The organism is Martinezella sp. CNPSo 3959 (genome assembly GCF_057784355.1).
In genome coordinates this window covers 141,622-158,557 of record NZ_JBXSOV010000002.1, presented here as the reverse complement: position 1 = coordinate 158,557, position 16,936 = coordinate 141,622, and the positions used below count along the sequence as shown (strand labels likewise).

The 16,936-nt window shown below is 60.4% G+C and carries 17 protein-coding genes; 8 read left to right on the top strand and 9 right to left on the bottom strand.

Features of this window, described 5'->3' with window-relative positions; translation table 11 throughout:
• Positions 1 to 3: 3 nt before the first annotated feature.
• Genes AC13RE_RS08740 through AC13RE_RS08715 form a run of 6 tightly spaced genes read right to left on the bottom strand, consistent with a single transcriptional unit; the run spans position 4 to position 5,598 of the window.
• Complete coding sequence (locus AC13RE_RS08740; protein WP_488562667.1) at positions 4 to 378, bottom strand: cation:proton antiporter; 375 nt, start codon at positions 376 to 378, stop codon at positions 4 to 6.
• Entirely contained in the window at positions 375 to 848 is a 474-nt protein-coding gene (locus AC13RE_RS08735) for a Na+/H+ antiporter subunit E (RefSeq protein ID WP_488562666.1), read from the bottom strand. The genes AC13RE_RS08740 and AC13RE_RS08735 overlap by 4 nt, the downstream gene beginning before the upstream one ends.
• Positions 845 to 2,404, bottom strand: a complete 1,560-nt coding sequence (locus AC13RE_RS08730; protein ID WP_488562665.1) for a Na+/H+ antiporter subunit D — start codon at positions 2,402 to 2,404, stop codon at positions 845 to 847. The genes AC13RE_RS08735 and AC13RE_RS08730 overlap by 4 nt, the downstream gene beginning before the upstream one ends.
• A 4-nt stretch (positions 2,405 to 2,408) precedes the next feature.
• Positions 2,409 to 2,786: a Na+/H+ antiporter subunit C gene (locus AC13RE_RS08725; RefSeq protein WP_132716135.1), complete on the bottom strand. Its 378-nt coding sequence runs from the start codon at positions 2,784 to 2,786 to the stop codon at positions 2,409 to 2,411.
• Entirely contained in the window at positions 2,786 to 3,205 is a 420-nt protein-coding gene (locus tag AC13RE_RS08720; RefSeq protein WP_488562664.1) for a Na+/H+ antiporter subunit B, read from the bottom strand. Before AC13RE_RS08720 ends, AC13RE_RS08725 begins: the two co-directional genes overlap by 1 nt.
• Positions 3,202 to 5,598 (bottom strand): putative monovalent cation/H+ antiporter subunit A, encoded by a 2,397-nt coding sequence (locus AC13RE_RS08715; protein ID WP_488562663.1) that lies wholly within the window; start codon positions 5,596 to 5,598, stop codon positions 3,202 to 3,204. Before AC13RE_RS08715 ends, AC13RE_RS08720 begins: the two co-directional genes overlap by 4 nt.
• A 359-nt stretch (positions 5,599 to 5,957) precedes the next feature.
• Here AC13RE_RS08715 and AC13RE_RS08710 point away from each other — a divergent pair, with 359 nt between their 5' ends.
• The gene (locus tag AC13RE_RS08710) at positions 5,958 to 6,473 is read left to right on the top strand and encodes a hypothetical protein (protein ID WP_488562662.1); all 516 of its coding nucleotides are present in this window, start codon (positions 5,958 to 5,960) and stop codon (positions 6,471 to 6,473) included.
• On the opposite strand, the gene trhA is transcribed toward AC13RE_RS08710, so the two are convergent.
• Positions 6,448 to 7,116, bottom strand: coding sequence for a PAQR family membrane homeostasis protein TrhA (trhA, locus tag AC13RE_RS08705; RefSeq protein WP_015339200.1), 669 nt, complete (start codon positions 7,114 to 7,116; stop codon positions 6,448 to 6,450). The two genes, AC13RE_RS08710 and trhA, sit on opposite strands and share 26 nt — an antisense overlap.
• Positions 7,117 to 7,437: 321 nt before the next feature.
• Between trhA and AC13RE_RS08700 the strand changes: the two genes are divergently transcribed.
• Positions 7,438 to 8,304 carry a VOC family protein gene (locus tag AC13RE_RS08700; protein ID WP_488483567.1) on the top strand — a complete coding sequence of 289 codons (867 nt, stop codon included), beginning with the start codon at positions 7,438 to 7,440 and terminating at the stop codon, positions 8,302 to 8,304.
• 101 nt (positions 8,305 to 8,405) lie between these two features.
• Positions 8,406 to 9,575, top strand: a complete 1,170-nt coding sequence (locus AC13RE_RS08695; RefSeq protein ID WP_132716130.1) for an AI-2E family transporter — start codon at positions 8,406 to 8,408, stop codon at positions 9,573 to 9,575.
• A gap of 74 nt (positions 9,576 to 9,649) precedes the next feature.
• Here AC13RE_RS08695 and AC13RE_RS08690 read toward each other — a convergent pair whose 3' ends face one another.
• Positions 9,650 to 10,441: a polysaccharide deacetylase family protein gene (locus AC13RE_RS08690; RefSeq protein WP_488562661.1), complete on the bottom strand. Its 792-nt coding sequence runs from the start codon at positions 10,439 to 10,441 to the stop codon at positions 9,650 to 9,652.
• Between the two features lie 251 nt (positions 10,442 to 10,692).
• Here AC13RE_RS08690 and AC13RE_RS08685 point away from each other — a divergent pair, with 251 nt between their 5' ends.
• Both AC13RE_RS08685 and AC13RE_RS08680 read left to right on the top strand, forming a co-directional pair.
• On the top strand, positions 10,693 to 11,604 hold the full coding sequence (locus AC13RE_RS08685; protein WP_488562660.1) for a DnaJ C-terminal domain-containing protein: 912 nt from the start codon (positions 10,693 to 10,695) through the stop codon (positions 11,602 to 11,604).
• Positions 11,605 to 11,607: 3 nt separating this feature from the next.
• Positions 11,608 to 11,940: a chaperone modulator CbpM gene (locus tag AC13RE_RS08680; protein WP_488562659.1), complete on the top strand. Its 333-nt coding sequence runs from the start codon at positions 11,608 to 11,610 to the stop codon at positions 11,938 to 11,940.
• 77 nt (positions 11,941 to 12,017) lie between these two features.
• Here the strand turns inward: AC13RE_RS08680 and AC13RE_RS08675 are convergent, their stop codons facing one another.
• The gene (locus AC13RE_RS08675) at positions 12,018 to 12,407 is read right to left on the bottom strand and encodes a DUF930 domain-containing protein (RefSeq protein ID WP_488483572.1); all 390 of its coding nucleotides are present in this window, start codon (positions 12,405 to 12,407) and stop codon (positions 12,018 to 12,020) included.
• A 283-nt stretch (positions 12,408 to 12,690) separates the two neighbouring features.
• Between AC13RE_RS08675 and AC13RE_RS08670 the strand changes: the two genes are divergently transcribed.
• From AC13RE_RS08670 to AC13RE_RS08660, 3 genes are all read left to right on the top strand, one after another.
• Positions 12,691 to 14,784: a S9 family peptidase gene (locus tag AC13RE_RS08670; RefSeq protein WP_488562658.1), complete on the top strand. Its 2,094-nt coding sequence runs from the start codon at positions 12,691 to 12,693 to the stop codon at positions 14,782 to 14,784.
• Positions 14,785 to 14,805: 21 nt separating this feature from the next.
• Positions 14,806 to 15,333 (top strand): DUF1697 domain-containing protein, encoded by a 528-nt coding sequence (locus AC13RE_RS08665; protein WP_488562657.1) that lies wholly within the window; start codon positions 14,806 to 14,808, stop codon positions 15,331 to 15,333.
• Between the two features lie 70 nt (positions 15,334 to 15,403).
• Entirely contained in the window at positions 15,404 to 16,909 is a 1,506-nt protein-coding gene (locus tag AC13RE_RS08660; RefSeq protein WP_488562656.1) for a protein adenylyltransferase SelO, read from the top strand.
• Positions 16,910 to 16,936: the final 27 nt, after the last annotated feature.

The following is a 16,936-nucleotide window of genomic DNA, read 5'->3' as shown; positions in this document are numbered from 1 at the left end:
CCACTATCGGCCTCCCTTCTTTCGCTTATGTTTTCGTATCTTTCCGCGCTCAGCAATGACGTCGGCATTCTGCCCGGCGCCGATTCGTTCGGCCGCATTCGATGGTGCCTGCGTCAGGATAAACCGCGCGAAGGCGACGGTGGCGAGAAAGCCGATAAGACCAAGCGAAATGGCGATATCGATATACAGCGTGAACCCGGTCTTGATGGCAATGACAGCGATGAAGCCGATGGCGATCGCGACCAGCATGTCGAGTGCCAGGACCCTGTCCGGCAATGTCGGGCCGGCAACGACACGATAGACGGTCAGCAGGAACGCCACGCTCAGAATGCCGAGCGCCACCATGGCACCGGCCGAAACCACGGATGCGGCGATCATCGGAAAGCCTCCATGATCCGGCGTTCGAAACCATCCGCGATACTGCGCCGGATGGCCTCCGGATCGGAGCAATCGAGCGCGTGCACGTAGAGCATCTTACGGTCGTCGGAAACATCGACGGATAGGGTGCCGGGCGTCAGCGTGATCAGATTGGCAAGCAGGGTAATTTCGAAATCGCGATCGACCGTCAGCGGAAATGCAAATATCCCGGGCTTCACGTCCATCTTCGGGCTCATGACCGCCACAGCGACCGCCCAGGCCGATTTGGCAAGCTCACCTAGAAACAGCAGCAACAGCGAAATTATCCGGCGCACGCGGCCCAGATAGAGTCCGCCTCCATAGGACACTCGGACGATCGACAGGGCAACTGCCGCAAGGGCGAAGCCGAACAGGAGGTTGAGGAAAGAGGCGCTGCCAGTGATGGCCACCCAAACAATGGCAAGCAGCAGGTTGAAGATAAACAGGATCATTGAGCGCCTCCCGCCGCCGGAAAGACGGATTGCAGGTAGGCCGTCGGCTGATCGAGGCCGAGAGCGGCCGCATGCGTCAGATGCAGGAGCCATTCCGGAAACAAGCCGAAGCCCACGACAAGCAGGGTCAGACCAAGAAGCGGCAGTGTGGCATGCCATTTCATCCGCTCTGTCGTGGCGCTGGCTGCGGCAGGACGCCAATAGGCAAGCAGAAACACCCGCCCGAAAACGATGGTCGTCAGGAATCCAACCAGAAGGATTGCCGCGGCGAGCCACCAGGCGCCTGCCGCAAACGCCGCCTTGACGAGTACGACCTTAGGCCAGAAGCCCGAAAATGGCGGCAGGCCGCTGATGGCAAAAAACAGGACCAGCGAGAGGCCAGCAAACCAGCCGTTTTGGCGATAGAGGCCGCCAAGAACTGTCAATGAAAAGCCTCCGCCGAGATGCGCCGCCTGCCCGGCAATCAGGTAAAGCGCCGTCATCAACACCATCGAATGCAAGGCGTAGAAGATCGTTCCGCTGAGACCGTCGACACTCCCGAGAGCCACGCCCGCCAGCATCGTGCCGATGCCGGATATGACGATGTAGCCCAGCATTCGGCGGATATCATTTGCGCCCAGCGCACCCATCATTCCGACAAGCATGGTCACGATGGCGATGATCGTGACAAGCGGGCCGAGCCCTGCCCGCTCGACAGGCAACAGCATGACCAGAATCCGGATCAGCGCATAGATGCCCACCTTGGTCAGCAAGCCGGCAAACAAAGCCGAAACGGTGATGCGCGGGGTATGGTAGGAGGCCGGAAGCCAGAAATTGACCGGGAAGGCGGCAGCCTTCATGCCGAAAGCCAGCAGGAACAGGCCGGCGAGCGTCATCAGCGGCGCGTTGCTGTCATCCGCCCTCACCTTCACCGCGATATCGGCCATGTTGAGCGTGCCGAAAACAGCGTAGAGATAACCCACGGAAACGAGGAAGAGCGTGGTCGCGATGAGGTTCAATACGGCATATTTCAGCGCGCCGTCGATCTGCTCCGGCTCCGAGCCGAGGATCAGCAGGCCGAAGGAAGAGATCAGGAGCACCTCGAACCATACGTAGAGATTGAAGACGTCGCCTGTCAGAAAGGCGCCGCTGACGCCGGCAAGCAGCAGCATCAGGAATGGAAAGAAACCATATCGCCGACCACTTACGGTCATTTCGCCAAGCGAATAGAAACTGGCCGCAAGCGCGACGAGCGCCGCCGCCAGAGCCATGAGGGCGCCGAAAATATCGACGGTGAAGGCAATGCCGAAGGGCGGCAGCCATCGTCCCATGACCATGGTCACTGCGCCGGCGCTGACGACCCTATAGAGCAAGGCGGCATCGATCAGAACCAACAGCACAAGGCCTGGAATGGCGACCGCCGCCTGCCATTCGGTGCGATTGCGCAGCATCAGAAGAAGCGCGCCGAGCCCGATGCACAAGACCACCGGCGAAATGACGAGCCAATGTCCCATCGGTATCGGCGCAGCAACCAGCGCTTGGGAGAGATCAACTGCGGTATCCGTGGGTCCGGCCATGGCGTCAGTACCCCAAGGGCGGCAGTGGCCGCTCCTCCGGTTCGGCGAGCCGCATTTCGTCCGTGTCGTCGGTTTTCAAGGCCTGATAGGCCCGATAGGTCAGGACAAGCAGAAAGGCCAGGAACGAGAAGGAAATGACGATCGCAGTCAGGATCAATGCCTGCGGCAGCGGGTTGGCGGCTGCAAGATCGAGCGTGGTTGCCCCCCTTTGGATGATGGGCGGGACTTCGCGCGTGACCCGACCTGCCGTGAATAGCAGAAGGTTGACGGCGTTACCGAGGATCGCGATGCCAAGCATGATGCGGATAGAGTACCGCGACAGCATGAGATAGATGGCAGCGGTGAAGAAGATGCCGACGACGACGGCGAAGACGGCCTCCATCAATCCACCTCCCGCTCTTCGAGCGCGAGCGCGATCGAGGTGATGGCGCCGACGACGACCAGATAGACACCTGTGTCGAAGAGCATGACGGTGGAAAGCGGCACTTCGATGCCGAACAGGCGGGGATAGATCCAGAGCCCGGTCATGAACGGTACGCCGGCAAAGACGGACACCATGCCGGCGATGGTCGCCGCAGCCAGGCCGAAGCCGGCAATCGACAGCGGATGGACGACAATCGCGCGGCGGACCGCCGTCACACCACAGGCGATTCCATAGATCGCGAGCGCCGAAGCCGCGATCAAGCCTCCGATAAAGCCGCCGCCGGGCTCGTTATGGCCGCGCAGCAGCACGAAGACAGAGAAGAGCAACATCAAGGCCGTCAGAAACGGCGCGGCGGTGCGGAAGATCAGGGTGTTCACGAGCGTCCGGCCTCCGTCCTCTGATCAAGCCCGGGCTTATCCTCAAGATCAGGATCGTTTGTCGCAAGCTTGCGCTCCCCGCCGGCGCGGATGCGGATCAGCGCCAGGATGGCAAGACCGGTCATGGCGACCACGGCAATCTCGCCCAGCGTATCCGTGCCGCGGAAATCGACGATGATGACGTTGACCACGTTGTCGCCATGCGCGATCAGCTTCGAATATTGATTGAAGAAGGCGGTCAGCGTCAGGTCGAACGGCGCCTCCGTCGCCTTCAGCAACAGGAGCGCAAAGCCGGCGCCGCAGGCTGTGGCGAGGGCGGCGTGGCCGATCCTTGCAAGCGGGGGACGCCTGTCGGAAGGCGAAAGACGCAGGCGCGTCATGACCAGCGCCAGGATCACCACCGCCAGCGTCTCGACCATGAACTGCGTGAAGGAAAGATCCGGCGCACCGAACAGCAGGAAGATGACGGCGACGGCAAAGCCCTGAATGCCGAGCGAAACGATCGCCGTCAGCCGGTCGCGCGCAAAGACCACCGCCGCAACGCCGATGACCGCGATCAGGAAGATCGTCGCCTCATGCCATTCCAGGTTCGGCCAGGCTGGCATGGCGGGCAGTTCGCCATGGATCATAGGAGGAATCAGCAGCATTGCCGCCAGGCAGAGGAAGGTGACGGTGACGTAGATTTCCAGCCGGCCGGGCTGCAGGAGACGGGAGACGCCATGCGACAGCCGCACCAGGCCGGAAATGAAGCCGTCGAAGCCGCGATCCGGTCCATGCCCGAGGGCGCGCAGCATGACGGACATCAGGAAGCGGGCGCGATCGAGCTGCCAGTAGACAATGACGCCGATCAGGACGGTGACCAGCGAAAGCGCCAAAGGCAAGCCGATATGCGGGATCAAGGAGACCGAAATCTCCAATCCCTTGCCGCCGACCGCGCTCGCCATTGGCGAAGAGACATATGCGTGCCAAGGCGCCGAAAACAAAGCCGACAGGAGGCCGAGAAGAGCGAGCACCACCGGCCCCAGCCAGAGCAATGGTGGCGCCTCATGCGGCTGGCGGGGCGTTTCGGTTCGCGGCCCGATGAAGGGCTTCAACGCCACGGCAAAGGCGATGGCAAACATCAGCGCATTGCCGGCCACGGCAATAATGGTGAGGATGATCGCAGCCGGCGATGACTGCGCCAACGCTGCATAGATTTCTTCCTTGGCAAGGAAGCCGAAAGCCGGCGGCAGACCACCCATCGACACCGCCGCAACAAGCGCGGTTGCAAAGGTCAGCGGCATGGCCGAACGCAGGCCGCCAAGCCGGGTGATATCGCGCGTTCCCGTTTCATGATCGACGATGCCGGCAACCATGAACAGGGCGCCCTTGAACAGCGAATGCGCGACGAGATAGAGGACGGAGGCCTCGACGGCATAATCCGTGCCGAAACCGGTGAGCATCACGAGCAGGCCGAGCGAGGAGACTGTCGTATAGGCAAGCTTCAGCTTCAGATCGGTCTGGCGAATGGCAAGTAGAGTTCCGACGAGTAGCGTCGCCGCGCCGAAGACCGGCAGGATCGTTTGCCAGGCCATGGTCCCGCCCATGACCGGATTGAGCCGCATCAGCAGATAGACGCCTGCCTTTACCATGGTTGCGGAGTGCAGATAGGCCGAGACCGGGGTCGGCGCCTCCATGGCATTCGGCAGCCAGAAGTGAAACGGGAACTGCGCCGATTTGGTAAAGGCGCCGCCGAGCACAAGAATGAGGGCTGCAAGATAGAACGGGCTTGCGCGCATGATATCACCGGCCTTCAGGAGATCGGACATTGCGCCGATACCGGTCACCTGCCAGATCAGCAGCAGGCCAGCCAGCAGCAGAAGCCCGCCGCCGCCAGTGACGACGAGCGCCTGCAGCGCCGCCCGTCTCGACGTTTCCCGATGATGATCGAAGCCGATCAGCAGGAAGGAGGTGATCGAGGTCAGCTCCCAGAAGACGAAGAGCGTCAGGAAGCTGTCGGAGACTACGAGGCCGAGCATCGAGCCCATGAAAAGAAAGATGAACGAGAAGAATCGGCCGAGATCGACATGCCCCTTCAGATAGCCGCCGGCGTAGAGGACGATCAGCGTGCCGATGCCGGTGATGAGCAGAGCGAAGGTGAGCGACAGGCCGTCAATCAGCCAGGAAAACCTAAGATCAAGGCTCGGCACCCAATCGAAACCGCCAAGCTGGACGCGACCGGCGGCGACAGTGGGAAGGAAGCTCGCAAAATGAAGGAAGGCGAAGCCGGGAAGCAGCGCCAGGAGCCACGCCGCATTGTGGCCCAAACGCCGAACGACAACCGGCGCGATCAGCGCACCGAGAAAGGGCAGGCATAGAGCCAGGAATGTCAGGCCCGCGGCGGCGGCGGCCATGCTCCCCCCTTATCGAACGATCATGCGGAATCCGGCAAAGCCGGAGCTGGTTTGAAGGGATAGGCGAAAGGGCACATGGCCTCAAGCCCTGCCGAGGGAAAACCGGACTTAAACCACTGAAATCGATTTTTGCTTCCAGCGGCCTTAGCGGTTGCGGGACATAACGGATCGTCCCGAAGTCCACGATGCCGGTTTGGACGTCGCATCATTGACGAATTCCTGTCATTCCTGCATGGCTCGCAATGAAGTTGTAATGAATTTGCGCTAATTTACCGGTATTTTCTGAACCGCCATGGAAATTGCGCTCAAAAATGCGCTAATCTTGACCGGTTTGCAGATCCTGCCTCCCGGAAACCGCAATGCTCACCCGCGTCATTACCCTCCTGCTCCTTTCGACCATCCCGGTCTCTGCCGCGGACTGGTGGTCGTATGACAATGCAGGTCTTGGCTATGCGATCGAGCTGCCGTCGGAATTCCGTCTTACCGCTCCTTCCGAGGATACCGACCGGCTTTCGCTATCGCCAGCGGATCGCTCGGCTTCGCTGCAGGTCTTCGGCACGATGATCGCCAATGGCGATTTCATTTCGGAGGCGAATGGGCGCGTGGCGCTCGCCAGGGACCAGGGCTGGAAAATTTCCTATTCGAAATCGAACTCGCGCGGCATCAGCTTTTCCGGCACGAGGCAGGGGCGCATCGTTTATGTGCGTGGGGTCGCGCTCTGCAACGGCGGCGCCGCCTTCTTCCAGATGGATTATTCAAAGGCTGATATGCAGCGCTACGACGCCGTCGTCATGCGCCTGGTGCGCAGCCTGCGTTCGACGAAGAAATGCGCGCCCACAGCCGAGATCGTCAAAAATTTTCCGGCGACAGGCTGAAACAGGTCAGCACCGCCGAATAGTGTACGGCGGCCGCGGTAACGACGAAGCCATGCCAGATGGCGTTCTGGAAACGCAGCCTTTCCCAGACGTGAAAGACCACGCCGAGCGAATAGATCACGCCGCCGATGACGATGAGCAGCATCGAGGCAAACGGGATGTGCATGGAAACGGGCTTGGCGACGAGAATACCGCTCCAGCCCATCGCCAGGTAGAGCAGGATCGCCAGCCGATCGAAGCGTCCCGGAAAAAGGACCTTTAGGATGATGCCGAAGGCCGCAAAGACCCAAACGGCGATCAGCACGCCCAAAAGCAGCGGATCTTCGGACCCCCGCTCCAGAAAAGGCGTATAGGTGGCGGCGATCAGGACATAGATGAAGGAATGATCGAAGCGGCGGAGGAACCATTTCGTCCTAGACACGGGCCATAGATTGTAGGTGAAGGACATCCCAAGCGTCAGCACCAGACCGACGCCATAGATCCAGGCGGCGGCGATACCGCCATAGGAGCTCCAAACCGTCGCATAGAAGATCAATACGGTGGCGCCGATCAGCGCGAAGACCACACCGACACCATTGACGATGCCGTCCGCGATAATCTCATATCGGTCATAGGCCCAACGGATGCCTCTGTACTCGGTCATTTCATCCGGTTCCGTTTCCGTAGCGCATTGATCCTTGCACCGGAGCGAAGAGGACGCAACTGCGCCAAACGCGCGCATCGATCACTCTTCGTGAATGGCGTGCTGCGGGCCTGCTCGCCCCGTCAATGGAAAGCGAACGCTCAATCCGCAATTTATGGCCTTCTGTGAACAATCGAAATCCGCCATATGAATGTACAAGTACAGCGGGCCAGGGGATCAAAGAGGCATATCAACCGGCGAAACCCTCCTGCCCGCCGCTGGCGGCCATTGCCGTCGACGCCGGTTGCCTTTTTCAAGATTATCGAGGTTGGAACTTACCCCATGACCGAAGCCGCCCCCTCCTACGCCTTGACCCGTCCTGCCTATGTCGGCGGGTCCCACCTTGTCGTTACCGATCTGCCGCTCGTGTCGCGCTTCTACCAGGATATGCTTGGCCTGAAGGTCATCGAGAAGACCGCAAGCGGCGAGGTTCTGGGCGTCGCCGGTCATCCGCTTCTGACGCTGACGACGGATCGGGCCGCGACGCGTGCGCCGACAACGGCCGCTGGCCTGTTCCACACCGCCTTCCTGATGCCGAGCCGCGTCGAGCTGGCGCGCTGGCTTCGCCATGCCGCCCAAAACAATGTCGTGCTGGAAGGCGCTTCGGACCATATCGTCAGTGAAGCCATTTACCTGTCCGATCCGGAAGGCAATGGGATCGAGATATATGCCGACCGGCCGCATGAGCAATGGACGTTTCACGATGACGGCACGGTCGAGATGGCCACGCTCCGGCTCGATCTGCAGAAGCTCTACGAAAGCGCCCCGCAGGATCGCTGGGACGGCATGGCTGAGGGCTCGGCCATCGGCCATATCCACCTGCAGGTCGGCGACGTGGCCGAAGCGAACGCCTTCTATCGCGATGTGCTCGGCATGCAGGTCATGGCGGCGCGCTATCCGGGCGCGACCTTCCTTGCCACCGGCGGCTACCACCATCATCTCGGCGCCAATACCTGGAACAGCCGAGGCGCCGGCGTGCGCAGCGAGCATATGACCGGCCTTTCCGACTATACGCTGCGGTTCAACGACAAAGCTGCGCTCGACAAGGCAGCGGCGGCTCTGGAGAAGCACGAAATCAAGACCGAGAAACGTGATGGCGGCATATCGCTGCGCGACCCCTGGGGCATTGGGCTGAACCTGATCGCCTGATTTGCTTCTATTCACTATCGCTTCATGCCCGTTACGGAACCGGAACAAGCCTTTCCGCGTTTGAATAGTGAGGCGATCGTGCCTTCAGGAGCCCGCAGGGCATGGAAGTCGATAAAATCGTCACGCAGCGATCGGAAGCAACAATTATACGCGAAGGCAGGCCCGACGCGGAACGCGATGCATCCGACGATGACGGCGGCGCGGACAGTATTTTCGACATATCCCATGGCTCGAGGCGCGGCAGGCTCGATGTCGCCGCCTCCTGGGCGACCATAGGCATCTTCCTCATGTTCGCCTTGGCGGGCGTCTACATGATGTCCCTGATCCTCATTCCGCTGACGCTGGCGGTCGTCGTCGGCATGATTCTTGGGCTTGCGGCAGAGAAGCTCAGCAAGCTCGGCGTGCCTCGCGTTCTGAACGCTGTCCTCCTTTCATCGGGCGTCGCGCTGGTTATCTTTCTCGTTGTCAATGCGCTTGCCGGACCTGTGGCCACGCTCGCGCAAGAGCTGCCCGATTTCGTCCAACGGACCTCCGATCGGCTGATGCCCTATCTCGGCCGTTTTAAATGGCTGCATATCTCGTCCGAAACATTTCAGGGCAACCCTGTCTCGATCAGCACCGTGCTCGAGAACAGCGGCAATGTGCTGCATCTCGTATCCACGAGTCTCACGCCCGCAATCGTACAGATCCTGATCTTCTTTGCTGCCTTGCTGCTGTTCCTCGCCGGCAGGGTGAGCTTGCGCAAGACCATCATCATGACCTTTTCCACGAGAGCTTCCCGCCTCGCTGCAATCCGCATCATCAATGCCGTGGAGCGAGTGCTGGGGTTTTACTTCGCGACCGCTTCGGTGATCTATGTCGGAATAGGCGTGGCGATGACTGTGATCGCCTATGTGGGTGGCATGAGCGTGCCGATTCTCTGGGGCGTTTTCGCCTTCGTATCCAGCTTCATCCCGTTCCTTGGCGTAACCGCGATGACACTCTCGCTCGCAATCGCGGGCATTGTCACCCATTCGGACATCATTTTCGGTCTGGCACCAGCCATAGCCTTCTTCGGGGTGCATATGGCCGTGGAAAACCTCGTCTTTCCCGCAGTCATGGGACGCCAATTAGAGCTCAATCCCTTTGTCGTCTTCCTTGCCATCATCTTCTGGACATGGATGTGGGGCGCGGTCGGCGCCATGCTCGCTCTGCCGCTGTCTCTGATTGTCATGACCGTCATCGACGAGCTTTTCATCGAGGAAAAAGCCCAGCCGCAATTGCCGGGTTAGAGCATAGTCTTTTGCCGCCCCGCACGGAAAAGTGCCGCGCACTATTCCTGGAAATATTCCGGCCGATCTGGCGATCAGTTCGTCGTGTCGTCATCGCCTTTTTCAGCGATATCCTGCAGGCGAACGAAATTAACGCCCTTTGCCTTTAGCGCAAGGATGCTGGCCGCTACCCCCTCACCCGCCGCGTGCGTCGGCTGATTGATATGGGAGATGATGACATCACCATCCCTCGCGGAGGCATATTGCTTTTCCACCATCTTGGCCGGCAGCAGCGCCCCACTGTCGCCATTCACGGAATAGCCGGCAATCCGATAGCCCATGCCGCGGATCTGCATGATGGCAGCGGGTGTGTATTTCGCGGTCGCGCCGCGGAACCAGCGCGGCTGCGGGATGCCTGCGGCAGTCATCGCATCCGCACCGCCCTGAACTTCCTGGGCGACCGCCTGCGGAGAACCGGCGGCGGCAATGCCATAGACCTTGGTCGGGACATCGACAGCCGGGATATGGTTCTGCCCGTGGTTTTCCAGTTCGAAGAGATCGGGATGGGCAAGGAAAACCTTCAATGCGTCCGGATTGGTCCGAAGCCAGCGCGCGGTGACGAAGATGGTTGCCGGGATGCGCTGATCGACGAGCGTGCTCAAGATGCGCGGGTCCGTCTTGCCCATGCAGGCATCGAAGGTAAGCGCAATGCGGGGTGTGCCCTTGCCGGCACGATCGACGTGCAGATGTGGCTCGACGAGCTTGACCTTCGAAACCGGGGCCTTCGGCGGCAGCTGCGGCCAACCGGCAGGCGGCTGCTCCGGCTGGGCGGCAAAAGCAAGCTTTGCGGCAAACAAGAGCATGGATGTCAGCAAAAGGCGTTTCATCAGGCGGCCACCGGATCGATCAAGCAAACGAAATCTGGCGGCAGGAACATGATGCCATTCCCAGCCGCAATGCCCGCCATCATCCGGCAACACGCCGGAAATATGGCGGACCGGCGGCATTATGCCATTTCACATCGGAAATGCATCAGGCGTGAAACGGGCTTCAACCTCATCGCGTCTATGCTACGATTGATATGAGATTGGCGTGACACTATCTGCGTATTTTTCCGTGCTCCCAAAGAGAGACATGTATGAGTCGCGATCCCTATGAAGTTTTGGGCGTAAAGCGGGACGCCCCGCAAAAGGATATTCAAAGCGCCTATCGCAAGCTTGCCAAGAAGCTGCATCCAGACCTCAACCCCGGCGACAAGCAAGCCGAGGACAAGTTCAAGGAGGTCTCCTCAGCCTACGGCATCCTCGGCGACGAGGAGAAGCGTGCGCGATTCGACCGTGGCGAAATCGACAGCGGCGGCGCCGAACAGGCGCCGCGCAACTACTATCGCGATTATGCAGCGAAGGAAGGCCAGCGAGGCCGCTATCAGAATGCGGGCGGCTTTGCCGATTTTGGCGATTCCGACGATATATTTTCCAGCTTCTTCTCGCGGCGCAGCCGGGGCCAATCGCAAATGCAGGGTCAAGACCGTCACTATACGATGGAGGTCGATTTTCTCGACGCCATCAACGGCGCCAAGAAGCAGATCAGCCTGCCCGACGGGCCTGCGCTGGACGTTCAGATTCCACCGGGAACACGCGATGGGCAAACGCTTCGGCTGAAGGGTAAAGGTGATCCGGGCTTCAACGGCGGCAGGCCCGGCGATGCGCTGATTGCGGTGCATGTGCATCCGCACCGCTTCTATACCCGCGACGGCGATGATATCCGAATGGAAATGCCGATTTCGCTGAGCGAGGCCGTGCTCGGCGGCAAGATCCGGGTTCCGACACCTTCGGGTGCTGTGACCGTGACACTGCCGCCGAACTCCAATACGGGCAAGGTGCTGCGTTTGAAGGGCAAGGGCGCGCCCGTGCGCGGCAAAGACAATGGCGATGCCTATGTCTCGCTGAAGATCGTCCTTCCAGATGCGCCGGATCCCGAGCTGACGCGCTTCGTTTCCGAATGGGAGGCAGGCAAGGCGCAAGATCCCAGAAAGACCATGGGAGGATAAGCGATGAACGAGAACGAGTTTCGACTTCACCTCCGGATCGAAACTACCGTGCTGGAAGTCTGGATATCTCAGGGCTGGGTTGTCCCCGAAGTCACCGATCAGGGCCGCAACTTCCGTGACGCCGACATTGCCCGCGGCCGGCTCATCCTCGATCTCAGCAGCGCGATGGGCGTCAATGAGCCGGGCGTCGATGTCGTCATGGACCTGGTCGATCAGCTTCACAGCCTCAGAGCGACACTGCGCGACCTGACGGATGCCGTATGTCGGCAGCCGTCCAATGTACAGGACCACATCCTGGCGGAGCTGACCCGTGTGGAATCGCTGAGACGGCGATAAGGCAGCGAGCTACCTCAGGATAGAACATGGCCGCCATGAAGTGATGTCCGGAGGCCCTTGGTGCTTCATCCGGACGCTCAATCGTAAAGATAATGCTCCTGCCAGGCGTCGCGCGGCACCTTGTCACCGATCTGATAGCTCAGATCGCGGACATGAATATGCTGCGGCCCGGTCACGCACGTGTATGAGAGGTGATACCAGTCACCCTTGCTGCGAAAGACGGCGCCGGGCGCCTTCATGGCATCCGGCTGCATATCCGGATCGCCGAATGTATAGGCAATCACCTTGTCCGGCTTGAAACCCGTCTTGTCCGTGCCGATCCGCTTCATGGCCTCTGCGTCGCATGCCTGCTCCATTCGTTCCGAGGGATCGAGCTTCTCCAACTGCTTCTTGATAGCCGCATCGACGGCGAAGGCGGAGGTGGCAATACTAGCCAATGGAATCAAGATGGCGAAGAGTTTCAGCATGAAGACCGGTCCCTTGCATTGTTTTGGATTTGAGTGCGTTCGCTCCATCGGAGAAGGCTGACCGCCTTCGTGTCGACGCACTGTATGCCGACTTCGAGAAAGAATGTGGTCTCATCAAGGCAGCGCCGATGCGGTCTCCCGCAAGCTGCCAATTCGAGGGAGACTAATATCGGCTGCTTGCATGGAGCTTGAGGAACAGACTTGCCGCTTGAACCTCACGTCGCTGCCCTCTATTTCTCTGTTCACTTCACATCCGACTTTCACTCCAGAGAAAGCGCCCCTCGTGTCAGTTTTCAAGAACCTTCCCACTCCGCCTGCCGCTCCGAAGAAGCCGTTTACGGATACACGTCACGGCATTACCCGCACCGACGATTATGCCTGGCTGCGGGCCGACAACTGGCAAGCCATGTTCAAGGACCCGTCGATCCTCGCGCCGGAAATCCGGTCGCATCTGGAGGCGGAGAACGCCTACATGAACGCCGCGATGGCGGATACGAAGGAGCTTCAGAAGGTTCTCTTCGGCGAAATGAAGGGCCGTATCAAGGAAGACGACAGCTCGATACCGATGAAGGATGGCCCCTATGCCTACGGCACACTTTTCGTTACCGGCGGCGAGCAGCCCCACTTCTTCCGCGAACCGCGCAACGGTGGCGAACGCAAGCTGCTGCTGAATGGCGACAAGGAGAATGAAGGGAAATCCTATTTCCGCCTTTCCGGCCTCGATCATTCCTCCGATCACAGCCTCGGCATCTGGGGCTATGACGACAAGGGTTCGGAATATTTCACGCTGAAGATCCGCAATTTCGAGACCGGCGCAGATCTGCCCGACGTGATCGAGAATACCGGCGGCGATGCCGTCTGGGCGCCCGACGGCAAGAGCTTCTTCTACACGCTGCAGGACGAGAACCATCGCCCCTCGAAGATCTTCCATCACATCATCGGCACGCCGCAGTCGGACGACCGGCTCGTCTATGAGGAGGAGGATCCGGGCTTCTTCATGGGCGTCGGCGGCTCGCTGCTCGACGATTACATCTTCATCGATATCCATGATCACGAGACCAGCGAATATCGCATCATCCCGACCTCGGATCTGACCGCCGAGCCCAAGATCGTGGCCGAGCGCGAAACCGAGATCGAATATGAGATCAGTGAAGGCGGCGACGTCTTCTACATTCTCACCAATGATGGCGACGCCAAGGATTTCAAGATCATGGAGGCGCCGGCGAAGAATCCAGGCAAGGAAAACTGGCGTGAGGTCGTGCCGCATAAGCCGGGCACGCTGATCCTCAGCCATCTCGCCTATGCCCGCCATCTCCTCTGGCTGGAGCGCAAGGACGGCCTGCCGCGCATCATCATCCGCGACCGTCGTACCGGCGAGGAACACGCGATCGCCTTCGAAGAGGAGGCCTATGCGCTCGGCCTGCAGGGTGCGGCAGAATACGATACGGATGTCATCCGCTTCTCCTACTCCTCGATGACGACGCCGAGCCAGCTCTACGACTACAATATGGTGACGCGCGAGCGCACCCTGCTGAAAACGCAGGAAGTGCCCTCTGGCCACAATCCGGAAGACTATGTGACGCGCCGCGTCTTCGCACCCGCTTGGGATGGCGAAACCGTGCCGGTAACGCTGCTTTATCGCAAGGACACACCCCTCGACGGCTCAGCCCCCTGCCTGCTCTATGGTTATGGCGCCTATGGCGTCACCATCCCGGCCGGTTTCAACACCAATTGCCTGTCGCTTGCCGATCGCGGCTTCGTCTATGCCATCGCCCATATCCGCGGCGGCAAGGACAAGGGTTTTGCCTGGTACGAAGATGGCAAGATGGAAAAGAAGACCAATACCTTCAAGGACTTCATCGCAGCCGCCGACTATTTGAATCAGGAGAAGTTCACTTCTTACGCGAGGATCATTGCCGAGGGCGGATCGGCGGGCGGCATGCTGATGGGGGCCATCGCCAACATGGCGCCGGAGAAATTCGCCGGCATCATCGCCGCCGTGCCCTTCGTCGACGTGCTCAACACCATGCTCGACGACACTCTGCCGTTGACCCCTCCGGAATGGCCGGAATGGGGCAATCCGATCGAGAGCAAGGAAGAGTACGAGCAGATCGCCGCCTATAGTCCCTACGACAATGTCGCCGAGAAGCCCTACCCCCCGATCCTCGCGCTCGGTGGCCTCACCGATCCGCGCGTCACCTATTGGGAACCGGCAAAGTGGGTCGCCAAGCTGCGCGACAAGACGACGAGCGACGCGCCCATCCTGTTGAAGACGAACATGGATGCCGGCCATGGCGGCGCTTCCGGCCGTTTCCAGCGCCTGGAGGAAGTGGCGTTCGAATACGCCTTCGCCGTCAAGGTCGCTGAAAAGATGTAAACGGAACGGCGGGAGGAAACCATGACCGTCTTCGTCGCCCTGCTGCGTGCCGTCAATGTCGGCGGCACCGGCATGCTGTCCATGACCGATCTTAAGGCGCTCTGCGAAGAGATCGGCTTCAAGGATGTGCGCACCTACATCCAGAGCGGCAACGTGGTCTTCCGTACAGGGGAGAACGAGGCAACGGTGCAAGTGCAACTTGAAAAGGCGCTGGCCGCCAAGATGGGCAAGTCTCCGGGCGTGATCCTGCGCAGCCGCGAGGCTCTGGAAAGGGCGGCTGATAATTCGCCCTTCCCGCATGCCAAGCCGAACTACCTACTGGTGACTTTCCTACAGGAGGCGGCACCGGAGGATGCACTCACCAAGCTCGTCGCACCCGGGGGCGAGGAAGTGGATATCGCCGGCCGCGAAATCTATGTGCACTACCCAGATGGCTCCGGACGCTCGAAGCTGAAGTTACCGGCGCTGAAGGCGGGCACGTCCAGAAATCTCAATACGGTGCGCAAGCTTGCGGAGATGGCGCGGGAGCTGGAGGACAGCGGACTTTGAAATTGGCAACAGCAAAGCCGATTACGATATCCGCCTTGCGCCTCCCACGCACCGGCCCTACCTTAGGAGCATGAGCTCTCCTCTTCACGATGACACCGCGCTTCGGGCGCCGCCGATCGCCTTCGACAACAGCTACGCGCGCCTGCCGCCGCAGTTCTTTGCTGACCAGGCGCCGACCCCGGTCGCCGCGCCGCAGCTGATCAAGTTCAACGAGGCGCTGGCGCGGGAACTCGGGCTGGATGTGGAGGCGCTCAAACAAAATGCGGCGGCGATCTTTTCTGGTAACGAGTTGCTGCCGGGATCGCGGCCGATCGCCATGGCCTATGCCGGCCACCAGTTCGGCAATTTCGTTCCGCAGCTTGGCGATGGCCGCGCGATCCTGCTTGGCGAGGTGAAGGATCGCAACGGCAAGCGCCGGGACATTCAGCTCAAGGGTCCGGGACCGACGCCGTTTTCCCGCCGCGGCGATGGGCGCGCGGCGCTCGGGCCCGTTCTGCGCGAATATATCGTCAGCGAGGCCATGCATGCGCTCGGCATTCCGACGACGCGGGCGCTCGCGGCCGTGACATCAGGAGAGCCTGTCTATCGCGAGGAAGTATTGCCCGGTGCGGTATTTACCCGCGTGGCGGCGAGCCATATCCGCGTCGGCACCTTCCAGTTCTTTGCGGCGCGGGGCGATACGGAGAGTGTGCGGACCCTGGCGGATCACGTCATTGCCAGGCATTACCCGGAAATCAGAGACCGCAAGAACCCTTATCTTGCACTGCTGGAAGCCGTGGCCGATCGGCAAGCTTCATTGATCGCGCGCTGGCTGCATGTCGGTTTCATCCATGGGGTGATGAACACCGACAATATGACCGTCTCGGGAGAGACGATCGATTTCGGTCCCTGCGCCTTCATGGATGCCTATGATTCGGCGACCGTGTTCTCGTCCATCGACCGCAACGGCCGCTATGCCTATGCCAACCAGCCCGCGATCGGCCAATGGAATCTTGCACGCCTCGGCGAGACGCTGATCCCGCTGATCGACCCGTCCGTCGATACGGCGATCGATCTGGCAAACACGGTCATCAAAGCCTATGGCGAACGCTTTCAGGCCTATTGGCTTGCCGGCATGCGCGCCAAGATCGGGCTTGTGAGCGAAGAGGACGGCGATCTGGACCTGATCCAGTCGCTGCTGGCGACGATGCAGCAGCAAGGCGCTGATTTTACGCTCACCTTCCGCCGACTTGCGGCACTCGCCGCAGATGACGAGGCGACCGATTTCGCTGCTGCGTTCAACGACCCGCAAGCAGCGGCACCTTGGCTCGAACGCTGGCGCGAGCGGCTCGCTCGCGATCCGCAGACGCCGGCAGCGCGGTCGGCGGCGATGCGCAAGGTCAATCCGGCCTTCATCCCCCGCAATCACCGAATCGAGCAGGCCATCGACGCTGCGGTCGAGGATGGTGATTTCTCGTTGTTCGAAGCGTTGCTGAAGGTGCTGGCAACTCCTTACCAGGATCAGCCTGCTTTTGCGTCTTTTGCCGAACCGCCATTGCCGGCGGAACGGGTGCTTCAGACCTTCTGCGGCACCTGAGGAAGCTTAAGCGCACAAGCCCCAGAC

Coding starts and splice junctions, on each gene's coding strand:
- AC13RE_RS08695 (WP_132716130.1), top strand. CDS start 8,406: ATGGAAGTCGATAAAATCGTCACGCAGCGATCGGAAGCAACAATTATA.
- AC13RE_RS08730 (WP_488562665.1), bottom strand. CDS start 2,404: ATGGCCGGACCCACGGATACCGCAGTTGATCTCTCCCAAGCGCTGGTT.
- AC13RE_RS08660 (WP_488562656.1), top strand. CDS start 15,404: ATGAGCTCTCCTCTTCACGATGACACCGCGCTTCGGGCGCCGCCGATC.
- AC13RE_RS08690 (WP_488562661.1), bottom strand. CDS start 10,441: ATGAAACGCCTTTTGCTGACATCCATGCTCTTGTTTGCCGCAAAGCTT.
- AC13RE_RS08715 (WP_488562663.1), bottom strand. CDS start 5,598: ATGGCCGCCGCCGCCGCGGGCCTGACATTCCTGGCTCTATGCCTGCCC.
- AC13RE_RS08700 (WP_488483567.1), top strand. CDS start 7,438: ATGACCGAAGCCGCCCCCTCCTACGCCTTGACCCGTCCTGCCTATGTC.
- AC13RE_RS08735 (WP_488562666.1), bottom strand. CDS start 848: ATGATCCTGTTTATCTTCAACCTGCTGCTTGCCATTGTTTGGGTGGCC.
- AC13RE_RS08665 (WP_488562657.1), top strand. CDS start 14,806: ATGACCGTCTTCGTCGCCCTGCTGCGTGCCGTCAATGTCGGCGGCACC.
- AC13RE_RS08675 (WP_488483572.1), bottom strand. CDS start 12,407: ATGCTGAAACTCTTCGCCATCTTGATTCCATTGGCTAGTATTGCCACC.
- AC13RE_RS08685 (WP_488562660.1), top strand. CDS start 10,693: ATGAGTCGCGATCCCTATGAAGTTTTGGGCGTAAAGCGGGACGCCCCG.
- AC13RE_RS08740 (WP_488562667.1), bottom strand. CDS start 378: ATGATCGCCGCATCCGTGGTTTCGGCCGGTGCCATGGTGGCGCTCGGC.
- trhA (WP_015339200.1), bottom strand. CDS start 7,116: ATGACCGAGTACAGAGGCATCCGTTGGGCCTATGACCGATATGAGATT.
- AC13RE_RS08725 (WP_132716135.1), bottom strand. CDS start 2,786: ATGGAGGCCGTCTTCGCCGTCGTCGTCGGCATCTTCTTCACCGCTGCC.
- AC13RE_RS08680 (WP_488562659.1), top strand. CDS start 11,608: ATGAACGAGAACGAGTTTCGACTTCACCTCCGGATCGAAACTACCGTG.
- AC13RE_RS08710 (WP_488562662.1), top strand. CDS start 5,958: ATGCTCACCCGCGTCATTACCCTCCTGCTCCTTTCGACCATCCCGGTC.